Source organism: Ferrovibrio sp. MS7, from assembly GCF_038404985.1.
GTDB lineage: Bacteria > Pseudomonadota > Alphaproteobacteria > Ferrovibrionales > Ferrovibrionaceae > Ferrovibrio > Ferrovibrio plantarum.
Genome location: NZ_JBBKBA010000003.1, coordinates 320,905 through 341,927, shown reverse-complemented (window position 1 = coordinate 341,927; position 21,023 = coordinate 320,905). Strand labels below are relative to the sequence as shown.

Below are 21,023 nucleotides of genomic sequence, written 5' to 3'. Positions count from 1 at the left end.
ACCGGGTATGGGGCGGCCGTCAAAACAAAAAGCAGATAAAATGAAAAACGGCGCCGGATGGCGCCGTTTGCATGTCCAGGCTTAAGTAACTGGATGGTTACTCAAGCGCCTGATTACTTGATCTTGGCTTCCTTGAATTCCACGTGCTTGCGCGCCACCGGATCATACTTCTTGAAGCTGAGCTTCTCGGTCTTGGTGCGCGGGTTCTTCTTGGTCACGTAGAAGAAGCCCGTATCGGCGGTGCTCACGAGCTTGATCTTCAGGGTGGTCGGCTTGGCCATGGGATTGATTCCAACAGACGGGCGTTAAAAAGTTGGCGCAGCATAGGGATTCGCGGCGCTTTGTCAAGGAAAGGGTGCCCTGCGGGGCGTGAAACAGGGGGCGCCCGGTTTTTTAGCGTTTCACGTGAAACAGACCCGGAACATAGGTATTCCCTGTCAGCCCTCCCAAGACACCACCGGGCGCCCGGCGCGGTAGCGCCAGAAGGCGGTGCGGGCGGGCTGAGACAGGCTTTCCAGGCCTTTAAGCTGGGTCAGCACGAACTCGGTGATATCCGCCAGCGGTAGCGCCAGGGCGTCGTCGAGCGGCCGGAAGCTCAGGTCGAGCAGTTCGCCCGAGCCACCAAGCTGGCCCGAGGCGGCCTCGGCATCGGCGACGAAGAAGCGGGCATGGAAGCGGATCGGGCTCTGCGCCGGGGTGATGGCGCGGCAGAGATAGGCCAGGCCGGAGAGATCCGGCTGCAGGTTGCCTGACACCAAAGGCCCCAGCGCCAGCCCGGTCTCTTCCCAGGTTTCACGTGCAGCGGCGATGCCCAGAGCCTGCGCCTCACGGATTGAACATCCGTGTTTAAGCAAACGACTTTCCGTGTTCTTATCCAATGGCTTGTGGTGAGTATCTGACTTGTCGCTCAAGTCAACCCGGCCGCCTGGAAAGGCATAGACATTGGGCAGGAAACGGTGCTTGCCGGCGCGGCGGCCGAGCAGCACTTCCCAGGAGCCCGAAAGCCGGCGGCGCAGCAGCACCAGGCTGGCGGCATCGCGTGGGCGTACCGGGCGGGTCCCGGGCTCGAGCGACGGAAAGCCCTGTTCCGGCCGGGCGAAAGGCGGCAGCTGGCTTTCCTGATCACTCATTCCAGAATTCCGGTCATTCCAGAATCCCGGTCATTCCAGAATCATCGTGTCGCGACCGGAATAGCCGCGCCGGAAATACGGGATGCCCAGATCGGGATTATGCAAAGCCGGTTCGGCCAGCCAGTCGGGCAGGCGGCGCAGCACTTCCTGGGTGATCGGCGGCAGGTCGAGCCGGACGGCATCGTCGGGCGTGATCCAGAGCAGGTTGCCGAGTTCTTCGGAAGGGCGCAGCTCGCCGCTGGCGACGCTGGCCGGGGCGGCGAAGAAGCGGGCATCGAAGCGGCGCGGGCGCTTCGGCGGCGTCACCGCGCGGCAGACATAGGCCAGGGTGGAGGGGTCGGGAGCCAGGCCGGCGGCGCAGAATTCCGCCCAGCCCTGGGGCAGTTCGCCCCTGATGCTGCGGCTGGCCGGGCTGGCGAGGCGCAGGCCGGTTTCCTCGAAGGTCTCCCGGATGGCGGCCAGCGCCAGGGCCAGCGCCTTGCGCGGCCCGGTGATGCGGGCGCGGGCAAAGCGGGCAGCGGTGGCGGCATTCAGCGGCGCGGCGGGACGCACGCGGTAATCCGCCAGATCCAGCCGGCCGCCGGGGAACACATAGGTTTTTGGCATGAAGGCATTGGACGCGGCGCGTTCGCCGAGCAGCACCTGCAGCCGGCCGGCTTCAAAGCGGTAGAGGATAAGGGTGGCGGCGTCGCGGATCGGCGGCGAGGGCTTTTTGATCGTTTCCGTCATGATTCGACTATCTAACGCCCGTTCGTGGAGTCGGGGCAACGGCTTAGTCAATGCGAACACATTGTTGTCTGGTTATAGGTTCTACTGCTCAACAATTTGAGCCGATCAGGCTGATGGCATCTACTCTGGTTTTACCTCCGGGGCCAAAGCTTTCCCTATATTTGGCGCTGAGGCGTTTGGCTTGCTCAGGGAGATGCGAGCCATATCAATTACACGCTGCCCAAAATCAGGAATGTTCTTTATAGCGTCACGTACGGCTTCTGAAGCTAATAATTCTTGCCATGGGCTTCCGTGAGTCGCGGTTTCCACTAGGCGAAGTGGTTGTTCATCAAGCCGGGTCAATGCAGAAGCCAGGAGACGTGGCTCCAAAGCACTCTCCTCAAACATGTCGTCAACTCTTGCAGCCTCCTTCCGATACCCCTCATATGCCCTCGAAACAGACGCCTTAAAGGCATAGTCTTCTGATAATCTAAAGCACTGCCCAATCTGTTTGGTTGCAATCCATGCAAACCAAATCGGAGCGCCTATAGAAAAGAAAGAAAGAACCAAGTTGATAACTAAGGAAATGTCTGAAACGGTTGGCATATTGAGAGAGTTTGCTAGTTCTTGAAATCGTAGATATCCAAAAAAACTACCAGCAACTAAGGCTCCAACCAGCCCTATAACCCAAAGTCGCATCGAAAAATCAAGTGCGCGAGAGCGCTCTGCAAATGCCGCAGCAAGCCCTTGGCTAGTGGCAGCGGAGTATGCCATTTCTGCTTTCTTTACTACAGCATCAGACTCAATTGAGTTTTTGCGAAGTTTGGCATCAATTGTTTGCGCTTCACTATAAAGGCTCTCAATCTTAGTCTTTTCCTTGTTCGCCAACTCTAAGGCATCTTCGGCTTGTTTAGAGAGCTCAACAATTTTGTTATGCGCTTCTGAAAGAGCCTCAAGATCTACCGGCAGCTGATCCGCTGCTTCGTGGGCACTCTCAATCCTTTCGATCATTGTAGATAGAATTGTAGAGCGAGGTTCGAGTGCAGTAAGAGTGGCTTCAATAGTGCGAATTTTGGTATTTAATCTTTTTAAAGCTAACAATGCCTCGCGCGCTTTTTCAGTGAGGTCTTTTGAGGCAAGGATTGGCTTTAGCGCAATTGACAAGGCGGTCAATGTTTCGAGTAATGCAGGCACGGCATGTTGCGCATTCCCCCACAATTGAGGAATAGTATTGTTCCTCAAAGCAACTAGACGTCTTGGATAATCTGCAAGGCGAGGTTCAGCATGACCAATTTCTGCAGGGGAATGCTCCCGAATCTCGTCGGTGATACTTTTTACTCTTTCAATCAGTTCAGACCGTGTAAGTCCAGGGAAGCTCCAGTTGTTATGAGCAACGTTTAAAGGTTCATCGCTACTTACATTTGACTGAATGGCTGCAGCAACTTTATCAAGCTCAGCGCATATGTTGCTAAGAACAGGATGCATTATTTTGCTCCAATAAAATGAAATTTTACACGCCAGAAAATGTATCATCGGGTGCATTCTTTGCAACCCAAAATAGATTAATTGTAATTATAGGATGTTGACGCCGGTCAGTGCTGAGGCGTTTCGAAATTTTAAGAAAACTCAGCGGTTCTTCTGCTTCTTGCCGGTGCGGATGCCGGCGGGGCGGCCGGGCTTCGGCTTTTTCGGCTTGGGTAATTTCACGCCTGGCTGCTTGCCTGATGGCTGCTTGCCTGATGGCTGCTTGCGCGGGCGGTTGCTACCTGTGGTCTGGCCATAGGCATTGAGCAGTTCGAAGCGCAGGCCGCCGGTCACCGGCGTTGCCTCGACCAGCCGCACCATCACGGCGTCGCCCAAGCGGAACCGCTTCTTGGTGCGGCGCCCGACCAATGCATGCCGTGCCTCGTCATGCATGTAATAGTCGTCGCCCAAAGCCGACATCGGCACGAAGCCATCGGCGCCGGTCTCATCCAGTTCGACGAACAGGCCAAAGCGGTTGACGCTGGTGATATGGGCGGCGAAATCCGCACCCTCATGCTCGGCCATGAAGGCGGCAACGAAGCGGTCGAGGCTGTCGCGTTCCGCCAGCATCGAGCGGCGCTCGGTGAAGGAGATATGCTCGGCGATATTGTCGAAGCTGGCGCGGTCCTCGTCGGTCAGGCCATCCGGGCCGAGCCGCAGGGCACTGACCAGGCCACGATGCACCAGCACGTCGGAATAGCGCCGGATCGGCGAGGTGAAATGCGCATAGCGCGCCAGGTTGAGGCCGAAATGGCCCTGGTTGTTGGCCGAATAGTAAGCCTGCATCTGGGTGCGCAACACCACGGTGTTGACCAGCCGCATATGCTCGCTCTGCTGCACGGCTTCCAGGATGCGGTTGAAGTGATGCGGCCGTAGCACCTGGCCCTTGGCCAGCCGCAGGTCCAGGGTTTCCAGGAAGCGGCGGAGTGAATCGACCTTGTCGGGCGAGGGCGGTTCATGCACGCGGTACATGCAGGGCGTGCGATGCTTCTCCAGTTCCTCGGCGGCGGCAACATTGGCCGCGATCATGAAATCTTCGATCACCTGATGCGCCAGCAAACTCTGGCGTGGCCGGATCGCGGCAATGGCGCCGTTCGGTGCCAGCACCACGCGGCGCTCGTCGGAGGTGATGCTCAAGGGCTGGCGCGCCTGCCGCGCGCGGTTCAACGCCGCATGGCAGGCATAGAGCGGCTTCAGCACGCTTTCGAGCCAGGGCGCTGAGCCCTCATCGGGCGCGCCGTCGATGGCCTGCTGCACCTGGGCGTAATGCAGCCCGGCGGCGACACGGATGATGGCGCGGACAAATTTGTGCCGGCGCTTGTTGCCATCAGCATCGAACCACAGGTGCACCGCCAGCGAAGCGCGGTCCTTGTTCTCGATCAGCGAGCAGAGATCGGCCGACAGCGCCTCGGGCAGCATCGGCACCACGCGGTCGGGGAAATAGGTGGAATTGCCGCGCGCCCGTGCCTCGCGGTCCAGCCCGCTATGGGGCCGCACATAATGCGCCACATCGGCGATGGCGACGATGGCATGCCAGCCGCCGGGGTTGTTCGGGTCGGTGTCGGGTTCGGCGAAGACCGCATCGTCATGGTCGCGGGCATCTTCCGGGTCGATGGTGATCAGCGGCACGGGCCGCAGATCCTCGCGGTCCTTCGGCGTCACCGGCTTGGCGGCTTCCGCCTCGCGCATCGCATCGCCAGAGAAGGCCGTGGGGATGCCGTGGGTGTGAATGGCGATCAGGCTGAGTGCGCGCGGGTCCTCGGCATGGCCGATCACTTCGGTGACGCGGGCCGAGCGCAGGCCGAAGCGGCGGCCGGCCAGCGGCTGCGCCACCACCAGTTCGCCGGGCTTGGCCTTGCCGGCATCTTCCGGCGCAATGAGGAATTCATGGCGCAGCTTGCGGTCGGTCGGCTGCAGCCGGCCTTCGCCTTCCTCGGTGATGCTGTAGAGGCCCAGCACCGGCTGCTCGCGCTGTTCCAGCACGCGGATGATGCGGCCCTGGTAGCGGTGCGAGCCGGCCTGGCGGATACGCACCAGCACGCGGTCGCCGATGCCGACGGCGCCCAGCTCGCGCGAGCGGCCGCCGCTGTTGGAAAGGTCGATCTGCGGCGGGTCGCCTTCGCCGGTCCATTCCACCGGGCGGGCCACCAGGTCGCCATCGCGGGTCTGGCGCACGATATCGGCGAGGCAGACTTCCGGCAGCGTGCCAGTGGGCAGCAGGCGCTGGGTGCCGGCGGAGGCGGGCTGCAATTCGCCCTCGCGCTTCATCTCGCGCAGCAGGCCCTTCAGCGCCACACGCTCGGCCGGCGCGACATTGAACGCCTTGGCGATTTCACGCTTCCCGACCATGCCGGGATTCGCGGCGATGAACTTCAGGATTTCCTGTTTCGAGGGCAGCGGTCCGCGCGGTTTCTTCGCCACGTCTATTCCGCAGCGTCTTTCTTCGGCGCGGCTTTCTTCTTCGCGGCCGGTTTCTTGGCGGCAGCCTTCTTGGGCGCGGCTTTCTTCTCAACCGCAGGCTTTTTCTCGGCTGCCGGCTTCTTCGGCGCGGCAGCTTTCTTCGGCGCCGCCTTGCGGGCCGAAGCCTTCTTGCCCTTGCCGCCCTTGGCACGGGCCGCGATGGCCGCGATGGCGGCTTCCAGCGACAGCGTGGTGTGATCCTCGCCGCGCGGGATCGGCGCGTTGGTGTCGCCGTGCTTCAGGTATGGCCCATAGCGGCCATCAATCACGTTCACCGGCTCGCCATCTGCCGGATGCGCGCCGATGGTACGCAAAGGCTTCGGCTCCGGTCGCTTGCGGCCCGGACCGCGCGCGGCAGCAGCGGCGATCTTCTCAACCGCATGATTGATGCCGATTTCCAGCGCCTCCATGGCGTCTTTCAGCTTGGCATACTTGCCGTCATGCAGCAGGTAGGGGCCGAAGCGGCCGAGGCCGGCGAGAATCTCCTTCTGCGTTTCCGGGTGCAGGCCGACGACGCGCGGCAGCGCCAGCAGCTTCAGCGCCAGTTGCAGCGAGATTTCCTCGCCCTGCAAGCCCTTGGGCAGCGACGCGCGCTTCGGCTTGGTCTTGGCCTTGCCTTCGCCTTCGGCCTCGCCGAGCTGCACATAGGGGCCGAACGGACCCTGGCGCAGCGTAACCGGCACGCCATTCTCGTCCTCGCCCAGCACCTGCGGGCCGGAGAGCGCCATCTCGTCGCCATTGCCGTTGCCGGCGGAAAGCGGCCGGGTGTAGCGGCATTCCGGGTAATCCGAGCAGCCGATGAAGGCGCCGGTGCGGCCGGCCTTAATACCCAGCGCGCCCTTGTTGCAGGCCGGGCAGAGGCGCGGGTTGCGGCCATCTTCGCGCGCGGGGAAGAAATGATGCTCCAGCATCGCATTGATGGCATCTAGCACTTCGCCGCGCCGGCCCATCTTTTCGTCGATGCGGGTGATGGCGTCTTTCACCGAGGTATGGTCGTCGCTGCCCTGGCTGAAATCGCGCCAGAAATCCTCCAGCACCTTCTTCCAGTCGAGCTTGTGCTCGGCGATCTCGTCGAGCTTCTCTTCCAGATTGGCGGTGAAGTCATAGGCGAAATACTGGTCGAAGAAGGAGACCAGGAAGGCGAAGGCGAGCCAGCCGGCATCTTCCGGCACGAACCGCTTGGCTTCCATCTTCACGTAATTGCGGGCGCGCAGCACTTCCAGGATCGCGGCATAGGTGGAAGGCCGGCCGATGCCGAGTTCTTCCAGCTTGCGCACCAGGCTGGCTTCCGAGAAACGCGGCGGCGGCTCGGTGAAATGCTGCTCCGGCTTCACGTCCTGGGTGCTGAGCTTGTCGCCGACATTCAGCTTCGGCAGGCGCGCGCCTTCCTCGTCATCGCCGCTCTTGTCGTCGGTACCTTCCTCGTAAAGCTTGAGGAAGCCGGGCGAGAGCACCACGGTGCCGGTGGCGCGGAAAGTGCCAGTATTGGCGCCATCCTTGATGTCGATGCTGGTGCGCTCGAGTTCGGCGCTTTCCATCTGGCTGGCCAGCGCGCGGGTCCAGATCAGTTCGTAGAGCTTGAGCTGGGCATCGTCGAGATAACGCGCCACGGCGCGCGGGCGGCGGCGGAAGTCGGTGGGGCGGATCGCCTCATGCGCTTCCTGGGCGTTCTTCTGCTTCGACTTGTAGACGCGCCAGCTCTGCGGCACCGCCTCGCGGCCGAAATCCTCGGCGATCACGTCGCGCGCCGAACGGATGGCCTCGTCAGCCATGCTGACGCCGTCGGTACGCATATAGGTGATCAGGCCGGTGGTCTCGCCGCCGATATCGACGCCTTCATAGAGGCGCTGGGCGAGCTGCATGGTGAACTGCGCCGAGAAGCCGAGCTTGCGCGCGGCTTCCTGCTGCAGGGTCGAGGTCGTGAAGGGCGGGTAGGGATTGCGCCGCGCCGGCTTGATCGAGACATCGGCGACCGAGTAGGCGAGGTTGGCGAGCTTCGCCACCGCCGCATGCGCCTTGTCGCCATTGTCGAGGTCGAACTTGTCGAGCTTCTTGCCTGCCAGTTCCACCAGGCGGCTCGAAACCTTCTGGCCGGCAGCGTTGAGGAACTCGGCGGAAATCGTCCAGTATTCGCGGGCGCGGAACGCCTCGATCTCGGTCTCGCGCTCGCAGATCAGGCGCAACGCCACCGACTGCACGCGGCCAGCCGACTTCGCCGCCGGCAGCTTGCGCCACATGACGGGCGAGAGCGTGAAACCGACCAGGTAATCCAGCGCCCGGCGGGCCTGCTGGGCATTAACCAGGTCCATGTCGATGTCGCGCGGGTTGCGCATCGCATCGGTTACGGCGGCCTTGGTGATCTCGTTGAACACCACGCGGCTGACCGCCTTGCCCTTTACCGCCTTTTTGGCTTCCAGCGCTTCCAGCACATGCCAGGAAATCGCCTCGCCCTCGCGGTCGGGGTCGGTCGCCAGGATCAGGCTGTCGGCATCTTTGAGCGCCGTGGCGATGGCCCGCATCGACTCGTTGCCGCGCCCGGACATCTCGTAATGCATCACGAAATCCTTGTCCGGTTCCACCGAGCCGTCCTTGGCCGGCAGGTCGCGGACATGGCCAAAGGAGGCCAGCACACGGTGGCCGGGACCGAGGTATTTCTCGATGGTTTTGGCCTTGGCAGGGCTTTCGACGACGACAACTTTCATCGGGTCCGGGGCATCTCAAATAGGCGCCGGCGGGGAGTGCCAGCGGGTGTTAACGGCGGCCAGAACATGGGCAAAAGCCGGGCCGCTGTCAAATCGAACCGCTTTGGCGATGCCGTTACTTGGCTGGTTCTTCAACCGTTTCAAGGGGATAGGCGCCAACCAGGAGCATCCGCACCGACTCAGCCCCGCCCGTGAGCGGCAGCACCAGGCGTTCCCAGGTGCGTTCCACCTGCCAAGCCGAGCGTTTGTCGCGCGAGGTATAGTCGAAGGTGGCGGTATATTGGCGCGAGAGCGGGATGCCGGCACGCACGGCAGCGGCGTATTCGGTGCGCAGCAGCAGCGCCTGCTGCTGCGGCAGGGCGGAGATCGACTGGCCGGTCATGTCGACCTTGAACTGGTCAACAAAAGCCGAGCCGTACAGCCTGTATATATAGTCATCCTCGCCGCTGCGCTCGACCAGCATCAGGTTCCCCAGCCAGGGCCGCATCTCGATCGGGTCGATATCGGCGCGGTCGGGCAGAGGCCGGCCCTGCCGCTTGCCGTCCCAATAGGCGTAAAGCGAGCGCAAGAGCGGCAGGGTCAGGACGGGTGCCGGGTCGGCCATCGGCTGTTCCGAATCCTTTCACTTCCGATGCCAGCCAGAAGGCGGCGAATCGGGCGATTCATACTTTATTAACTATAACCCGATTGGCCGTCCGGAAGATACCTTGGGGCAGGCCGCCATGAGCTGCCGGTGCAACGCCAGGAGCGGCAGCTGCCAGTTCAATCCATTTGCGGCTCCCGGCAGAGCCTGAGGATGGGATTGGACAGTGCCTTGCGGATGAATTCCGCCTGGCGCGAGACGCCGGCTTTGGCGAATACCTGGCGGAGCTGTGATTTCACCGTGTGCAGGCTGAGGCCGGCGCGCTGGGCATATTCTTCAAGCTGTTCGCCCTCCAGCAGGGCGGCTGCGAGTTTGGTTTCCGCCGACGTGAAGCGGAACTGCAACATCAGTGCTGCCTCGCTGGGGCTGCGTTCATCGTCGGGGTTGTTGACGAAGATCACGGCAGCGGCTTTGCGCAGGTCGCTGCCCATGGCATTGCCGGGCGCCGGGCAGACCAGCAGCGAGAGCGGCTGCTTGTTCTCGCTTTCGGGACCGGGACCGCGCGGCGCTAGCACCAGGCCGCCAGCCGTGCGGGAGCCGCCCTGGGGCATCAGCGCGGCATCGTGGATTGCCTTCTGCAATGCTGGCTGGTTGGCAGGCATCTGGGTGCGCAGGTAGCCATGGCTTGCGGTGATGCCTTGCCCAAGACGCAGCAATTGCTCGGCGCAGCGATTGGCGAAGAGCAGCCGTCCGGTGAGGGCCACCACTATCACGCCGACACTCAAGGCCTCCAGTCCTCCGAAGCCGATGGCACGATCGCGTTCAAGTGTGCTTAGGCGGCTGTTTACTTGCAGCGCGCGGGTCAGATGCGGCAACAGCAGGCTGACAGCATGATTATCCGCTGCCTGGAAATCCGGGCTGCCATACGGGCGATGGATGCCAATGCCACCGAGCGCGGTTTCGCTGATGCGCAACATGGCACCAGTAAGATGAAAGATATCGCCCCGCTTGCCGAAGTCTGCATAAAACTTAGAATTATACAGGCTGCTCTTGGTCATCATGCCGCTGCTGGCAACCTGCACGCCGATACCAATTTTCATCGCTCGTTCAACATAGGGATCATCAGCATAAAAATGCTCGGCATAGTCGCTCAGCATTTTTTCATCGTAATTATCTGTGAAGCAGAGCAGGGATGTCTGTGGTGCGGCTTCATCCCGTATCTGCAGCGCGCAGCTCGGCGCATCGAAGGTGGCGGCGATGCGGTGTGCCATGCCATTCCACTGCGCAGGATTGAGGGCGGCTTCGTAAAGCGCCTCGATCAGCGATGAGAGCTGCATCACATCCATTCAGTTCTCCCGGCAAAGGCTGAGGATGGGATTGGACAGTGCCTTGCGGATGAATTCCGCCTGGCGCGAGACGCCGGCTTTGGCGAATACCTGGCGGAGCTGCGATTTCACCGTATGCAGGCTGAGGCCAGCGCGCTGGGCATATTCTTCAAGCTGTTCGCCCTCCAGCAGGGCGGCTGCGAGTTTGGTTTCCGCCGACGTGAAGCGGAACTGCAACATCAGTGCTGCCTCGCTGGGGCTGCGTTCATCGTCGGGGTTGTTGACGAAGATCACGGCAGCGGCTTTGCGCAGGTCGCTGCCCATGGCATTGCCGGGCGCCGGGCAGACCAGCAGCGAGAGCGGCTGCTTGTTCTCGCTTTCGGGACCGGGACCGCGCGGCGCCAGCACCAGGCCGCCAGCCGTGCGGGAACCGCCCTGGGGCATCAGCGCGGCATCGTGGATTGCCTTCTGCAATGCTGGCTGGTTGGCAGGCATCTGGGTGCGCAGGTAGCCATGGCTTGCGGTGATGCCCTGGCCGAGCTGGAGCAGCCGCTCGGCACTGCTATTGGCGAAGAGCAGCCGTCCGGTAAGGGCTACCACCATCACGCCGACACTCAAGGCCTCCAGTCCTCCGAAGCCGATGGCACGATCGCGTTCCAGCGTGTTCAGGCGGCTATGCAGTTGCAAGGCCCGGATCACATGTGGCAGCAGCAATGTAAATTGGGTCTTGTGCTCGGCAGTGAAGGGTGCGGCGCCAACTTCACTATGGATGCCGAGCCCGCCAATGGCGGTTGAACTGACCGGCAGCATCGCGCCGACGATATGGCAGATCCCGATGCGTTTAGCGAAATCAACAAAAATCTCGCTGTTCATGTAATCCTGGGGGGAGATTATCTCCTGGCCTAGCATCGGCCTGCCGACACCGGCGCGCAGCGCGCCGTCGACATAGGGGTCGCGGCTGGCGAAATAGCTCTCATAATCCTGCAGCGACTTCTGGTCGTAGTTATCCGTGACGTAAAGCACCGCTGTCTGATTGGCGGATGAGTCGCGGAATTGCAGCGCGCAGCTTGGGGCGTCGAAGGCGGCGGCGATGCGCTGCGCCATGCCATTCCACTGCGCAGGATTGAGGGCGGCTTCGTAAAGCGCCTCGACCAGGGTGGAAAATAGCACAACGTCCATACTCTGCCCCCGCCGGAAATATACCCTCTGTTTATGCGAGAAGATTAGCACCGGAATGCATCCAATAAAGAGAATGTTTATGCGCATAGCTCGTTCGAGTGATGCGCAATTAATAAACACCCCGATAGCCTAAACGGGTGGGGTGAGTAACAACTTTAAGTGAGGGTCATTTACACCCCATCCTCCAACCTAACCGGGAGACAACAATGAAATTCAGCATGTTTTGCGCCGCCGCTATTTTTGTTCTCGCCGCCCCCATGGTTCAGGCGGCGGAGAATCCGGCCGAGGTCGATGCGGTTGTCAGCGCCGTCACCGCCGCGAACCCCGACAAAGCCAAGCTGTGTGGCGGTGGCCCGGCGGGCATTCAGACTGCCGTGACCACCCAGGTCCGCACGCTGGCTGGTGCCGGCAAGATCAAGGGCAATCCCCAGGCCGTGGGCGCCGAGGCTGGCGCCAAGATCGGCCGTTCCTGCATGGGCGGCTGATCCCACCAGCCGGCCCATCCGCAAGCCGCTGTCCGGGTCATACCTATACCCCTCCCTCCGGATAGCGGCTTGTGTTGCCTTGTCCTGCCACCGTTCGAGAGACCGCCATGCCGCTGACACTGTCCCGGACCAGCCTGGTTTCAACCTGTATCCTGCTGCTGGCTGGCCCGCTGCTGACCGCCTGCGGCCCCACCAGTCGCGATGCCAAGCCGGTGACCACGGCGCTGCCGCCGGCACCGCTGCCGCAATACAAGATCGGTGATGAATTCACCTTCCGGGTCGGGCCGCTGGACGATGTGCAGCGCGTTGTTGCCATCGATGGCGACATCATCACCTACGAAAGCCGGGTGTTCGGCGTGATGAAGCACAGCCGGGCCTTCACCAATATGCCAGAATGGACCGGCAGTGGTTTCACCGGCGCGTTGAAGATGAAGACCGAAAGCCCGATGGATGCGATTTTCCCGCTGGCGCAGGGCAAATCGGTAAAATCGCGTGGCGTCAATGAGACGGGTGGCGCCAATCTGCCCTTCGAGGTTACCTGCACGGTGGAGGAATCCCAGAATATCGCGGTCACGGCCGGGCGTTTCGATACCATCCCGGTGGATTGCGTGTTCAAGCACGCCCAGGGGCAATACCATTTCAGCTACTGGTATGCGCCCTCGGTGGGCCATTGGGTGGCGGTAAGCCGCAATGGCCGCTACCACGAAATGATCTCCTACAAGCGGGCACCGTAACGAGGGGCTATGAAACGCTGCATTGCCATCGCGGGCATCAGCCTGCTGCTGGCGGGACTCATGCCCGCTGCGCCGCAGGCACAAGGTAAGCCCGATCCGGCCTTCGTCGAGAAGATTGTTGCGACACTGAAGGGCAAGTTTCCAGACATCAGCGTTTATTGCCAGATGGACGAGGATGCGCGGAAAAAGCTGACGGTGGATACCGTGCTCGACCTCGCCATCGCTGCCAAGGGCCGCTATGCCGAACCGGTGGCATCGGGCCTTGAAGCTGGCGCGCAGATGCGTACCGCCTGTGGTCGAGAGGCCAAGACCTTCACCGCCGCCGATATCGAAATGCTGTCGCCGGACCAGGTTCGCGCCAATGCCGCCAAGGCGGCGGATATCATTTATCCAACGGGGCCGGTCGAGCTGACGGCGGCGCGTCAGGGTGTCACCGCGATCTATAAGCCGGCGGGGCAGGGGCCGTTTCCGGCGCTGATTATCGTCAGCCGCTGTTCGGCTGGCGCTACTGATCCGGACCTGATCAATTGGGCGCATGAGACGGTGAAGCGCGGCTATGTCGCCTTCGTCCTGGACGCCATCGGCAGCCGCGGTATCGATACCATCTGCTATGGCCCGAAAGGTGGCGTCACCTACGAACGTATCGTGCGTGACGCAGCGCTGGCAGCGCAGCATCTGCGCGGTTTCGACTTCGTGGACAAACAGCGGATCGGTCTGACCGGGTTTTCCGTTGGCGGCATGACCGGGATGATGGCGGCAAGCAAACTGCTCGGCGAGACACTTGCTGCCGGCGACCGGATCAATGCGGTCGTGTCGGTTTATCCGGCCTGCGTCGCCGGCATGGGCGTGTTGCGCCAGGATATCGACAAGCCGATGCTGGTGCTGATGGGGGGCGCCGATACCGAGGCGCCGCCAGAGGAGTGCCTGCCGGGGCTGGAAAAGCTGAAGCAGGCTGGCGCGCCTGTGGAGTGGCATGTGTTTCCCAATGCCACTCATTGCTGGGATTGCCCAAGGATGAGCGGTTTTTCCAAGACCGACATTCGTGGCGCGAAGGTGGTCTATACCTACAGCGGTACGATTACCGCCGACACCGCCAACCGGCTGTTCGGCTTTCTCGACCGTGCCATGGCAAAGAATTAGGGCGGCAAGGGGTTGTAACTTCGCGCTTCGCTTTCAAGCGCCAAGCTGGTTTAATCCCGATGCTGCACGATGATCGGCCCTGGCTGGATAGGTGTTAAGTGCCAAAGCGGCTCTCTGTCGAGACCATAGCATTGGAAGCCATTGAGGTGATCTATGCCTCGGCTTTCGAGGATGGCCAATGGCAGCGTTTTGTTGACCGGCTGTGCCATCATTTCCCCGGCTTTGTCATTGCCGTGCGTTCATGGGATGAGCGGGCCTCGGCGGGGCGGGCGCTGAGCCTGACCGTCTCCGGCCTGCCACCCAGCCATGCCGCCTCCTATAACGATTACTACGTCACGACCAATCCCTGGGCTTTGTCGATCCCACAGATGACTGCCGGGCGCGTGCTGTTCGGCAGCGAGATGGTGAAGCCTGCGGATTTCTACAGGTCGGAATTCTATAACGACTGGGCCAAGCCGCTGGGGGTGGATTCCAGCTTCGGCTACCTGACCGAGCAGGATCCTGCCCGGCATCTGCTCTTCGCATCGCTGCAACGGGAAGCGGGCAATCGCCACTATGATGAGATGGAGCGGCTGATTGGGTTTATGGGACCGCATCTGCAGCGGGCCATGCGGTTGAACCGGCAATTCGACTTGCTGGCCGATGAACGACACTTGCGGGAAGCGGCCATGGACCGCTTTTCCACCGGCATCGTGATCGTCGATGATCAAGGCCGTCTGCTCTATGCCAACCAGGCTGCCGACGAGATATGCCGGCAGGATGATGGCATTACTTTCCGGCGCGGTCAGTTGCGGGTCGGCAACCGAACGGCCAACAGCCAATTGGCGCAGAGCGTTGCCCTGGCGGGGCGTGTGGGGCGCTATGCGAGCCTGACCGCACATACCCAGGCGGCCAGCATGGTCCGGGTGGAGCGGCCATCGGGCCTTAAGCCCTATGCGGTGATGGTGGCGCCGATGCCGGGAGCGGCCAAGGGCCTGCCCCTGGCGTGGCGCTCGGCCGTCATGCTGTTCATCAACGATCCTGAGCTGCGGCTCTCACCGGCGCCCGAGATGCTCCGCAGCCTGTATGGCCTGACGCCAGCGGAAAGTCGCCTGGTCATCGCCTTGCTGGAGGATTTGACGCTGGATCAGATCAGTGCCCAGTTTGGGATCAGCACTCACACGATCAAGGTGCAGATTCGGCAGGTCTTCGCCAAGACCGGCACCAGCCGCCAATCGGAATTGATCGGGCGTGTTCTGCACGATCTCTCATGCCGGCTGGTTGTCCCGCTGCATTGAAGCAGCAGGACAGCTCTGGCGCATCAGTCGATGATGCGCTTCTTCACGTAGGATCCGGGGGCGTCCTCGATGGCCTTGAGCTTGCCGTCACCCGGCACGCGCGCCTTCACCTTCGGACCGGACTTCGCCGAGAGCCAGGCATCCCAGTCCTCCCACCATGAGCCGGGATGCTCGGTGGCGCCCTTGATCCAGTCCTCGACCTTGGCCGGGTTGGTCTTGGTGTCGTTGGTCCAGTGCTGGTACTTCTTCGCCGCCGGCGGATTGATCACGCCGGCGATATGGCCGGAGCCGGCAAGCAGGAAGCGCACCGGGCCGGAATAAAGCTGCGATGCCTTGTAGACCGAGCGGAACGGCGCGATGTGATCCTCGCGGCTGGCCTGCAGGTAGACCGGAATCTTGATCTTGCGCAGGTCGATCTTCTGGCCGCCCAATTCCAGGCCGCCGGGCTGGGCCAGCAGATTGCGCTGATACATGTTGCGCAGATAGAAGCTGTGCATCTTCGCCGGCATGCGGGTGGCGTCGGCATTCCAGTACAGCAGGTCGAACGGGAAGGGCTCCTTGCCCAGCAGGTAGTTGTTGACCACGAAGGACCAGATCAGGTCGTTGGCGCGCAGCATGTTGAAGGTGTTCGCCATCTCGGTGCCTTCGAGATAGCCCTTCTGCGACATAAGCTCCTCGAAATACTTGATCTGCTCCTCGTCGATGAACACCGAGAGTTCGCCGGCCTCCGAGAATTCCACCTGGGCGGCGAAGAAGGTGACAGCCTTGATGCGGTTGTCGCCCTGCGCCGCCATCCAAGCCAGGGTGGAGGCCATCAGGGTGCCGCCGATGCAATAGCCGATGGCAGTGACTTCCTCTTCGCCGGTGGCCTGCTTCACCGCATCGAGGCCATCCAGGATGCCTTCGCGCATGTAGCTTTCGAAGGTCTTGTCCACATGGCGCTCATCGGGCTGGTTCCACGACACCACGAAAACGGTGTAGCCCTTCGCCACCATCCACTTGATGAAGGAATTCTCCGGCTTGAGGTCCAGGATGTAAAACTTGTTGATCCAGGGCGGCACGATGTAGAGCGGCCGCGTGTAGACCTCCTTGGTGGTCGGGCTGTACTGGATCAGCTGCATCAGGTCGTTCTGGTAGACAACCTTGCCCGGCGTGGTGGCTACATTGCCGCCGACCTCGAACGCCTTGGCATCCACCATCTTGATGTTCAGCTTGCCCTTGCCGCGCTCCAGATCCTCCAGCAGGTTGTGCAGGCCCTTGACCAAATTCTCGCCGTTGCTGTCGATGGTCGCCTTCAGCACTTCCGGATTGGTCATCACGAAGTTGGACGGCGCCATCGCATCGACGAACTGGCGGGTATAGAAATCCACCTTCTTACGTGTCTTGGCATCCAGGCCGTCGACATCGTTCACGGTCTTCTGCAGCCAGCGCGCGGTGAGCAGGTAGGATTGCTTGATGTAGTCGAACAGGTAGCTTTCGTTCCAGGCGGCATCTTTGAACCGCTTGTCGCCCTTTTCCGGCTGGGCGATCGGCTGCGCCTCCTGGCCCATGAAGCGCTGCGCCGAGGAGGTCCACAGCTCGGTATAGGCCCGCCACAGCTCGACCTGGGCTTCCACCAGCTTTTCCGGGTTGGTCATCATCTTCGCCGTCATTTCCATGAAGGCGGAGCCGATGTTGAGCGGGTCCGGGGCGATGGCGGCCGGGGAGGGCAGCGGTTCGCTACCCTGGCGGGCAAGGAATTCGGAAACCAGCTTCTGGCTCTGCTCCGCGATCTCGTTCCAGTTCTTGGCCCATTCGGTCGGGTCGGGAAGCTTCACGCCACTGTCTGGTTGCTTGTTCATCCGACTATCCCTATTCTCTCACCCCGTTTCCTCCGGGCGGTCGGCCTTATTCATGGCGCGCTCGCCCGCCGCCGCTTGGCGCCGGAACATGAGGTTACGGGATTGTGGGTAATGCCCGCAAGCCATGATGCTACAAGGCAGATTGGCGCGGGGTAGGTTTCGAGGAGTTCGGTGATGAGCAGCAAGAGCCAGTTCACGGCAGAGACGACCAAGCGCCCGACTGGCGCCCGTGCCGCCATGCTGGCTGCTGCCTTTGCCGCCCTGCTGGTCCTGCCCGGCTGTTCCACCGTGTCCGACGCGGCGAGCTGGGCCAACCCGCTGAACTGGTTCGGCGATGATGATCCGGTCGCTACCCAGCAGGCTACCAAGCCGGCCACCGCCGCAACCGATGAGCGGTTCCCCAATCTCGGCCGCGTGCCGCCGCGCCCGGTGGAGCAGTCGAGCAGTGCCGACCGCCGCCAGGCCATGGGTACGCTGGCCGCCGACCGCAGTAATGCGCGGTATACGGACGAAGAGCTCCGTGCCCGCCCGGCCACCGGCAACCAGGTGCCGCCGGCCCCGGCCGCGCCGCAGACCCAGCTTCCCGGCTTGCCGGGCCAGGCCCAGGGTCAAATCCAGGCCAACCAGCAGCTCCAAGGCGGCGCCGTGCCGGCGCAGCAGATGCAGCGCCTGGCCGCGGGCCGCAACGATCCGGTCGGCCAGCGGGCGGTGAATGCCCCGGCCGCCCAGGCCGCGCCGCAGCAGCCAGCTTACCAGGCCCCCGCATATCAGGCGCCAGCCAACGCCGCCAATATGGGTTCGGTCTACGCCGCCAACCTGCAGGCTTCCGCCGCCACCGTGCTGCCGCCGAACCTGGCCCAGAGCCAGCCGCAGCTTGCCCAGCCGGCCGGAACCCAGGTTGCAGGGCTGGGTGGGGCCGGCGCCGTGCCGGCTTCGGCTACCATGCAGCCTGGCGGTCGCCAGCTTCTTGCCGTGGTGCGGTTCGCGGCCAATTCGGCCGTCCTGGACGCGCGCGATCGTGAATTGCTCAAGAATGTGGCCTTCTATCAGAAGGGCGTCGGTGGCAAGGGCCGCCTTCGGGTCGTCGGCTATGCCTCGGCAACCATCGAAGCTGCCGATATCAGCGCCAAGCGGGCCCAGAGCGCGGGTGCCGAACTGCAGAAACATTACGTGCCGGCCAACATGATGATTCTGGAGGCCAGGGCAGAGGGAGCCCCGGCCTATACCCAGGCCGCCGCAGGCGCTACCGCCGAACAAAGCCGCCGCGTCGAAATCTATCTCGAAAATTAGACCACATTGAGCTAGATAGCAGCGGCGGCACGGGGCTCCACCGAGTCCCGCTTTTGTCGTTTCTGGCGGCTCATTTCTCCCAGACTGGAACCTACGCCATGGATACCGAGTTTTACCGCATCAAGCGCCTGCCGCCCTACGTGTTCGAGGAAGTCAACCGGATGAAGGCCCAGGCGCGTGCCCAGGGCGAGGACATCATCGACTTCGGCATGGGCAACCCGGATAATTCGACCCCGCCGCATATCGTCGCCAAGCTGGTGGAAGCGGCGCAGAACCCGCGTGCCCACCGTTATTCCTCCAGCCGTGGCGTGCCCGGCCTGCGCAAGGCGCTGGCGAATTACTATGGCCGCCGCTTCGGCGTGACGCTGGATGCCGATAAGGAATGCATCGTCACGCTCGGTTCCAAGGAGGGCCTGGCCAATCTCGCCATGGCGATCTCGGCGCCGGGCGATACCGTGCTGGTGCCGAACCCGAGCTATCCGATGCATGCCTTCGGCTTCATCATCGCCGGCGCCAATGTGCGCTCCGTGCCGATCGGCCCGGGCTTCGATTTCTTTGCCGGCCTGGATCGCGCCTACCGCCACAGCGTGCCGGCGCCGATCGCGCTGATCGTCAGCTTCCCGGCCAACCCGACCGCGATGACCGTCGATCTCGACTTCTACGCGGCGGTGGTGGATTTCGCCAAGAAGCGCAACATGTGGATCATCTCTGACCTGGCCTATTCGGAGATCTATTTCGATGGCAACCCGCCGCCCTCGATCCTGCAGGTGCCGGGTGCGCGCGATGTCGCCATCGAATTCACCTCGCTGTCCAAGACCTACAACATGCCGGGCTGGCGCATCGGCTTCGGTGCCGGCAATGCCAAGCTGGTCGGCGCGCTGGCCCGCGTGAAGTCCTATCTCGATTACGGCGCCTTCACGCCGATCCAGGTGGCGGCCACGGCGGCGCTGAACGGGCCGCAGGATTGCGTCGAGGAAATCCGTGGCGTCTACAAATCGCGCCGCGATGTGCTGGTGCAGGGCCTGACCCAGGCCGGTTGGGAAATCCCGAACCCGAATGCCTCGATGTTCGCCTGGGCGCCGATCCCGGAACGCTACGCCCATCTCGGCTCGGTGGAGTTCTCCAAGCTGCTGCTGCGCGAGGCCAAGGTGGCGGTGGCGCCGGGCATCGGCTTCGGCGAATACGGCGACAACTTCGTCCGTCTCGCCTTTGTCGAGAATGAGCACCGTACGCGCCAGGCGGTGAAGAATATCAAGCGCCTGCTGGGTTCGCCCTCCAATCAGGAAGAGGCGCCGTTGAAGAAGGTGGCTGGCTGATGGCTCGTTCTGCATCGTCCAAGCAGTCGCCGTTGCGCGTTGGTATCGCCGGCCTCGGCGTTGTCGGCGCTGGTGTGGTGCGCCTGCTGCATGAACAGGCCGGCCTGCTGGCCGCGCGCGGCGGCCGCCCGATCCAGGTGGTGGCGGTTTCAGCGCGCGACAAGCGCAAGAAGCGCGGTCTGCCGGCAGGTCAGTGGCGCTGGTACAGCAATGCCGTCGATATCGCCAAGGATCCCGATGTGGATGTGGTGGTCGAGCTGATCGGCGGCTCCGGCGGCGTTGCCAAGGAACTCTGCGAAACCGCGCTGCGCAACGGCAAGGGCGTGGTGACGGCGAATAAAGCCCTGCTTGCCATGCAGGGCGACAAGCTGGCGCTGGCTGCCGAGCAGGCCGGCGTGCCGCTGGCTTTCGAGGCGGCGGTGGCGGGCGGTATCCCGATCCTCAAGGCGCTGCGCGAGGGATTGGCCGGCAACAACGTGAAGCGCGTGCACGGCATTCTCAACGGCACCTGCAACTACATCCTCACCGAGATGCGCGAGAAGGGCGGCGATTTCAGCGCCGTGCTCGCCGATGCGCAGAAGCTCGGCTATGCCGAGGCCGATCCGAGCTTCGATGTCGATGGCATCGACGCCGCGCATAAGCTGACCGTGCTGACCGCACTGGCCTTCAACACCAAGGTCGATTTCAAGGCCGTGCATGTGGAAGGCATCCGCCATGTCTCGGCGGTGGATATCGCGTTCGCGCGCGAATTCGGCTACCGCATCAAGCTGCTGGCCATCGCGCGCCGTACGCCGCGCGGCATCGAACAACGTGTGCATCCCTGCATGGTGCCGGCCAACACGCCGATTGCCCATGTCGATGGCGTGTTCAACGCCGTTGCCGCCGAAGGCGATTTCGTCGGCCCGGTGATGTTCGAGGGCCGGGGCGCCGGCCAGAACCCGACCGCTTCGGCCGTGGTAGCCGATCTCGCCGATATCGCCGCGGGTCGCAGCGGCTTCGCCTTCGGCGTGCCGGCGGCGAAGCTCGGCAAGCTCAAGTCAGCAGCGATGGCCGATCATGTCGGCCGCTATTATATCCGCCTGCTGGTGAAGGACCGGCCGGGCGTGCTGGCCGATGTTTCGGCGGTGCTGCGCGACCACAAGATCTCGATTGAAAGCCTGGTGCAGCGTGGCCGTGCCGAGGGCGAGAATACCCCGGTGGCGGTGCTGCTGATCAGCCATGAAGCCCGCGAGGCCGATATGGTGCGGGCACTGAAGCGGATCGCCAAGCTGCGCTCCATGCAGGAAGCGCCGCGCCTGATCCGTATCGAAACGCTGTGAGGCAATGATG

Annotated in this window: 17 protein-coding genes; 7 read left to right on the top strand and 10 right to left on the bottom strand. The window is 62.5% G+C overall.

Annotated features, from left to right (window positions below):
• Window positions 1-113: 113 nt before the first annotated feature.
• The 9 genes from rpmG to V6B08_RS19890 form a co-directional block, all read right to left on the bottom strand.
• Window positions 114-281, bottom strand: a complete 168-nt coding sequence (rpmG, locus tag V6B08_RS19930) for a 50S ribosomal protein L33 (RefSeq protein WP_341984232.1) — start codon at window positions 279-281, stop codon at window positions 114-116.
• Between the two features lie 156 nt (window positions 282-437).
• On the bottom strand, window positions 438-1,130 hold the full coding sequence (locus V6B08_RS19925) for an NUDIX hydrolase (RefSeq protein ID WP_341984230.1): 693 nt from the start codon (window positions 1,128-1,130) through the stop codon (window positions 438-440).
• Window positions 1,131-1,160: 30 nt separating this feature from the next.
• The gene (locus V6B08_RS19920; RefSeq protein ID WP_341984228.1) at window positions 1,161-1,859 is read right to left on the bottom strand and encodes an NUDIX hydrolase; all 699 of its coding nucleotides are present in this window, start codon (window positions 1,857-1,859) and stop codon (window positions 1,161-1,163) included.
• Window positions 1,860-1,979: 120 nt separating this feature from the next.
• A complete protein-coding gene (locus V6B08_RS19915; RefSeq protein ID WP_341984226.1) occupies window positions 1,980-3,371 on the bottom strand; it encodes a coiled-coil domain-containing protein in 1,392 nt (463 codons plus the stop codon).
• Window positions 3,372-3,464: 93 nt separating this feature from the next.
• A complete protein-coding gene (gene rnr, locus V6B08_RS19910; RefSeq protein WP_341984224.1) occupies window positions 3,465-5,783 on the bottom strand; it encodes a ribonuclease R in 2,319 nt (772 codons plus the stop codon).
• 2 nt (window positions 5,784-5,785) lie between these two features.
• Window positions 5,786-8,524 carry a type I DNA topoisomerase gene (topA, locus tag V6B08_RS19905; RefSeq protein WP_341984222.1) on the bottom strand — a complete coding sequence of 913 codons (2,739 nt, stop codon included), beginning with the start codon at window positions 8,522-8,524 and terminating at the stop codon, window positions 5,786-5,788.
• 115 nt (window positions 8,525-8,639) lie between these two features.
• Window positions 8,640-9,128, bottom strand: coding sequence for a PAS domain-containing protein (locus V6B08_RS19900; RefSeq protein ID WP_341984220.1), 489 nt, complete (start codon window positions 9,126-9,128; stop codon window positions 8,640-8,642).
• Between the two features lie 158 nt (window positions 9,129-9,286).
• Window positions 9,287-10,453 carry a helix-turn-helix transcriptional regulator gene (locus V6B08_RS19895; RefSeq protein WP_341984218.1) on the bottom strand — a complete coding sequence of 389 codons (1,167 nt, stop codon included), beginning with the start codon at window positions 10,451-10,453 and terminating at the stop codon, window positions 9,287-9,289.
• A complete protein-coding gene (locus V6B08_RS19890; protein ID WP_341984216.1) occupies window positions 10,454-11,611 on the bottom strand; it encodes a helix-turn-helix transcriptional regulator in 1,158 nt (385 codons plus the stop codon).
• Window positions 11,612-11,817: 206 nt separating this feature from the next.
• Between V6B08_RS19890 and V6B08_RS19885 the strand changes: the two genes are divergently transcribed.
• The 4 genes from V6B08_RS19885 (at window position 11,818) to V6B08_RS19870 (ending at window position 15,247) form a co-directional block, all read left to right on the top strand.
• On the top strand, window positions 11,818-12,096 hold the full coding sequence (locus V6B08_RS19885; RefSeq protein WP_341984214.1) for a hypothetical protein: 279 nt from the start codon (window positions 11,818-11,820) through the stop codon (window positions 12,094-12,096).
• 107 nt (window positions 12,097-12,203) lie between these two features.
• The gene (locus tag V6B08_RS19880; protein WP_341984211.1) at window positions 12,204-12,830 is read left to right on the top strand and encodes a hypothetical protein; all 627 of its coding nucleotides are present in this window, start codon (window positions 12,204-12,206) and stop codon (window positions 12,828-12,830) included.
• Window positions 12,831-12,839: 9 nt separating this feature from the next.
• Window positions 12,840-13,970 carry a dienelactone hydrolase family protein gene (locus V6B08_RS19875; RefSeq protein WP_341984209.1) on the top strand — a complete coding sequence of 377 codons (1,131 nt, stop codon included), beginning with the start codon at window positions 12,840-12,842 and terminating at the stop codon, window positions 13,968-13,970.
• 131 nt (window positions 13,971-14,101) lie between these two features.
• The gene (locus tag V6B08_RS19870) at window positions 14,102-15,247 is read left to right on the top strand and encodes a helix-turn-helix transcriptional regulator (protein ID WP_341984207.1); all 1,146 of its coding nucleotides are present in this window, start codon (window positions 14,102-14,104) and stop codon (window positions 15,245-15,247) included.
• A 23-nt stretch (window positions 15,248-15,270) separates the two neighbouring features.
• On the opposite strand, the gene V6B08_RS19865 is transcribed toward V6B08_RS19870, so the two are convergent.
• Window positions 15,271-17,088, bottom strand: coding sequence for a PHA/PHB synthase family protein (locus V6B08_RS19865; protein WP_341984205.1), 1,818 nt, complete (start codon window positions 17,086-17,088; stop codon window positions 15,271-15,273).
• 174 nt (window positions 17,089-17,262) lie between these two features.
• Here V6B08_RS19865 and V6B08_RS19860 point away from each other — a divergent pair, with 174 nt between their 5' ends.
• From V6B08_RS19860 to V6B08_RS19850, 3 genes are all read left to right on the top strand, one after another.
• Window positions 17,263-18,378 carry an OmpA family protein gene (locus V6B08_RS19860; RefSeq protein WP_341984203.1) on the top strand — a complete coding sequence of 372 codons (1,116 nt, stop codon included), beginning with the start codon at window positions 17,263-17,265 and terminating at the stop codon, window positions 18,376-18,378.
• Window positions 18,379-18,476: 98 nt separating this feature from the next.
• A complete protein-coding gene (locus V6B08_RS19855; RefSeq protein WP_341984201.1) occupies window positions 18,477-19,694 on the top strand; it encodes an LL-diaminopimelate aminotransferase in 1,218 nt (405 codons plus the stop codon).
• Window positions 19,694-21,013: a homoserine dehydrogenase gene (locus tag V6B08_RS19850; RefSeq protein WP_341984199.1), complete on the top strand. Its 1,320-nt coding sequence runs from the start codon at window positions 19,694-19,696 to the stop codon at window positions 21,011-21,013. Before V6B08_RS19855 ends, V6B08_RS19850 begins: the two co-directional genes overlap by 1 nt.
• Window positions 21,014-21,023: the final 10 nt, after the last annotated feature.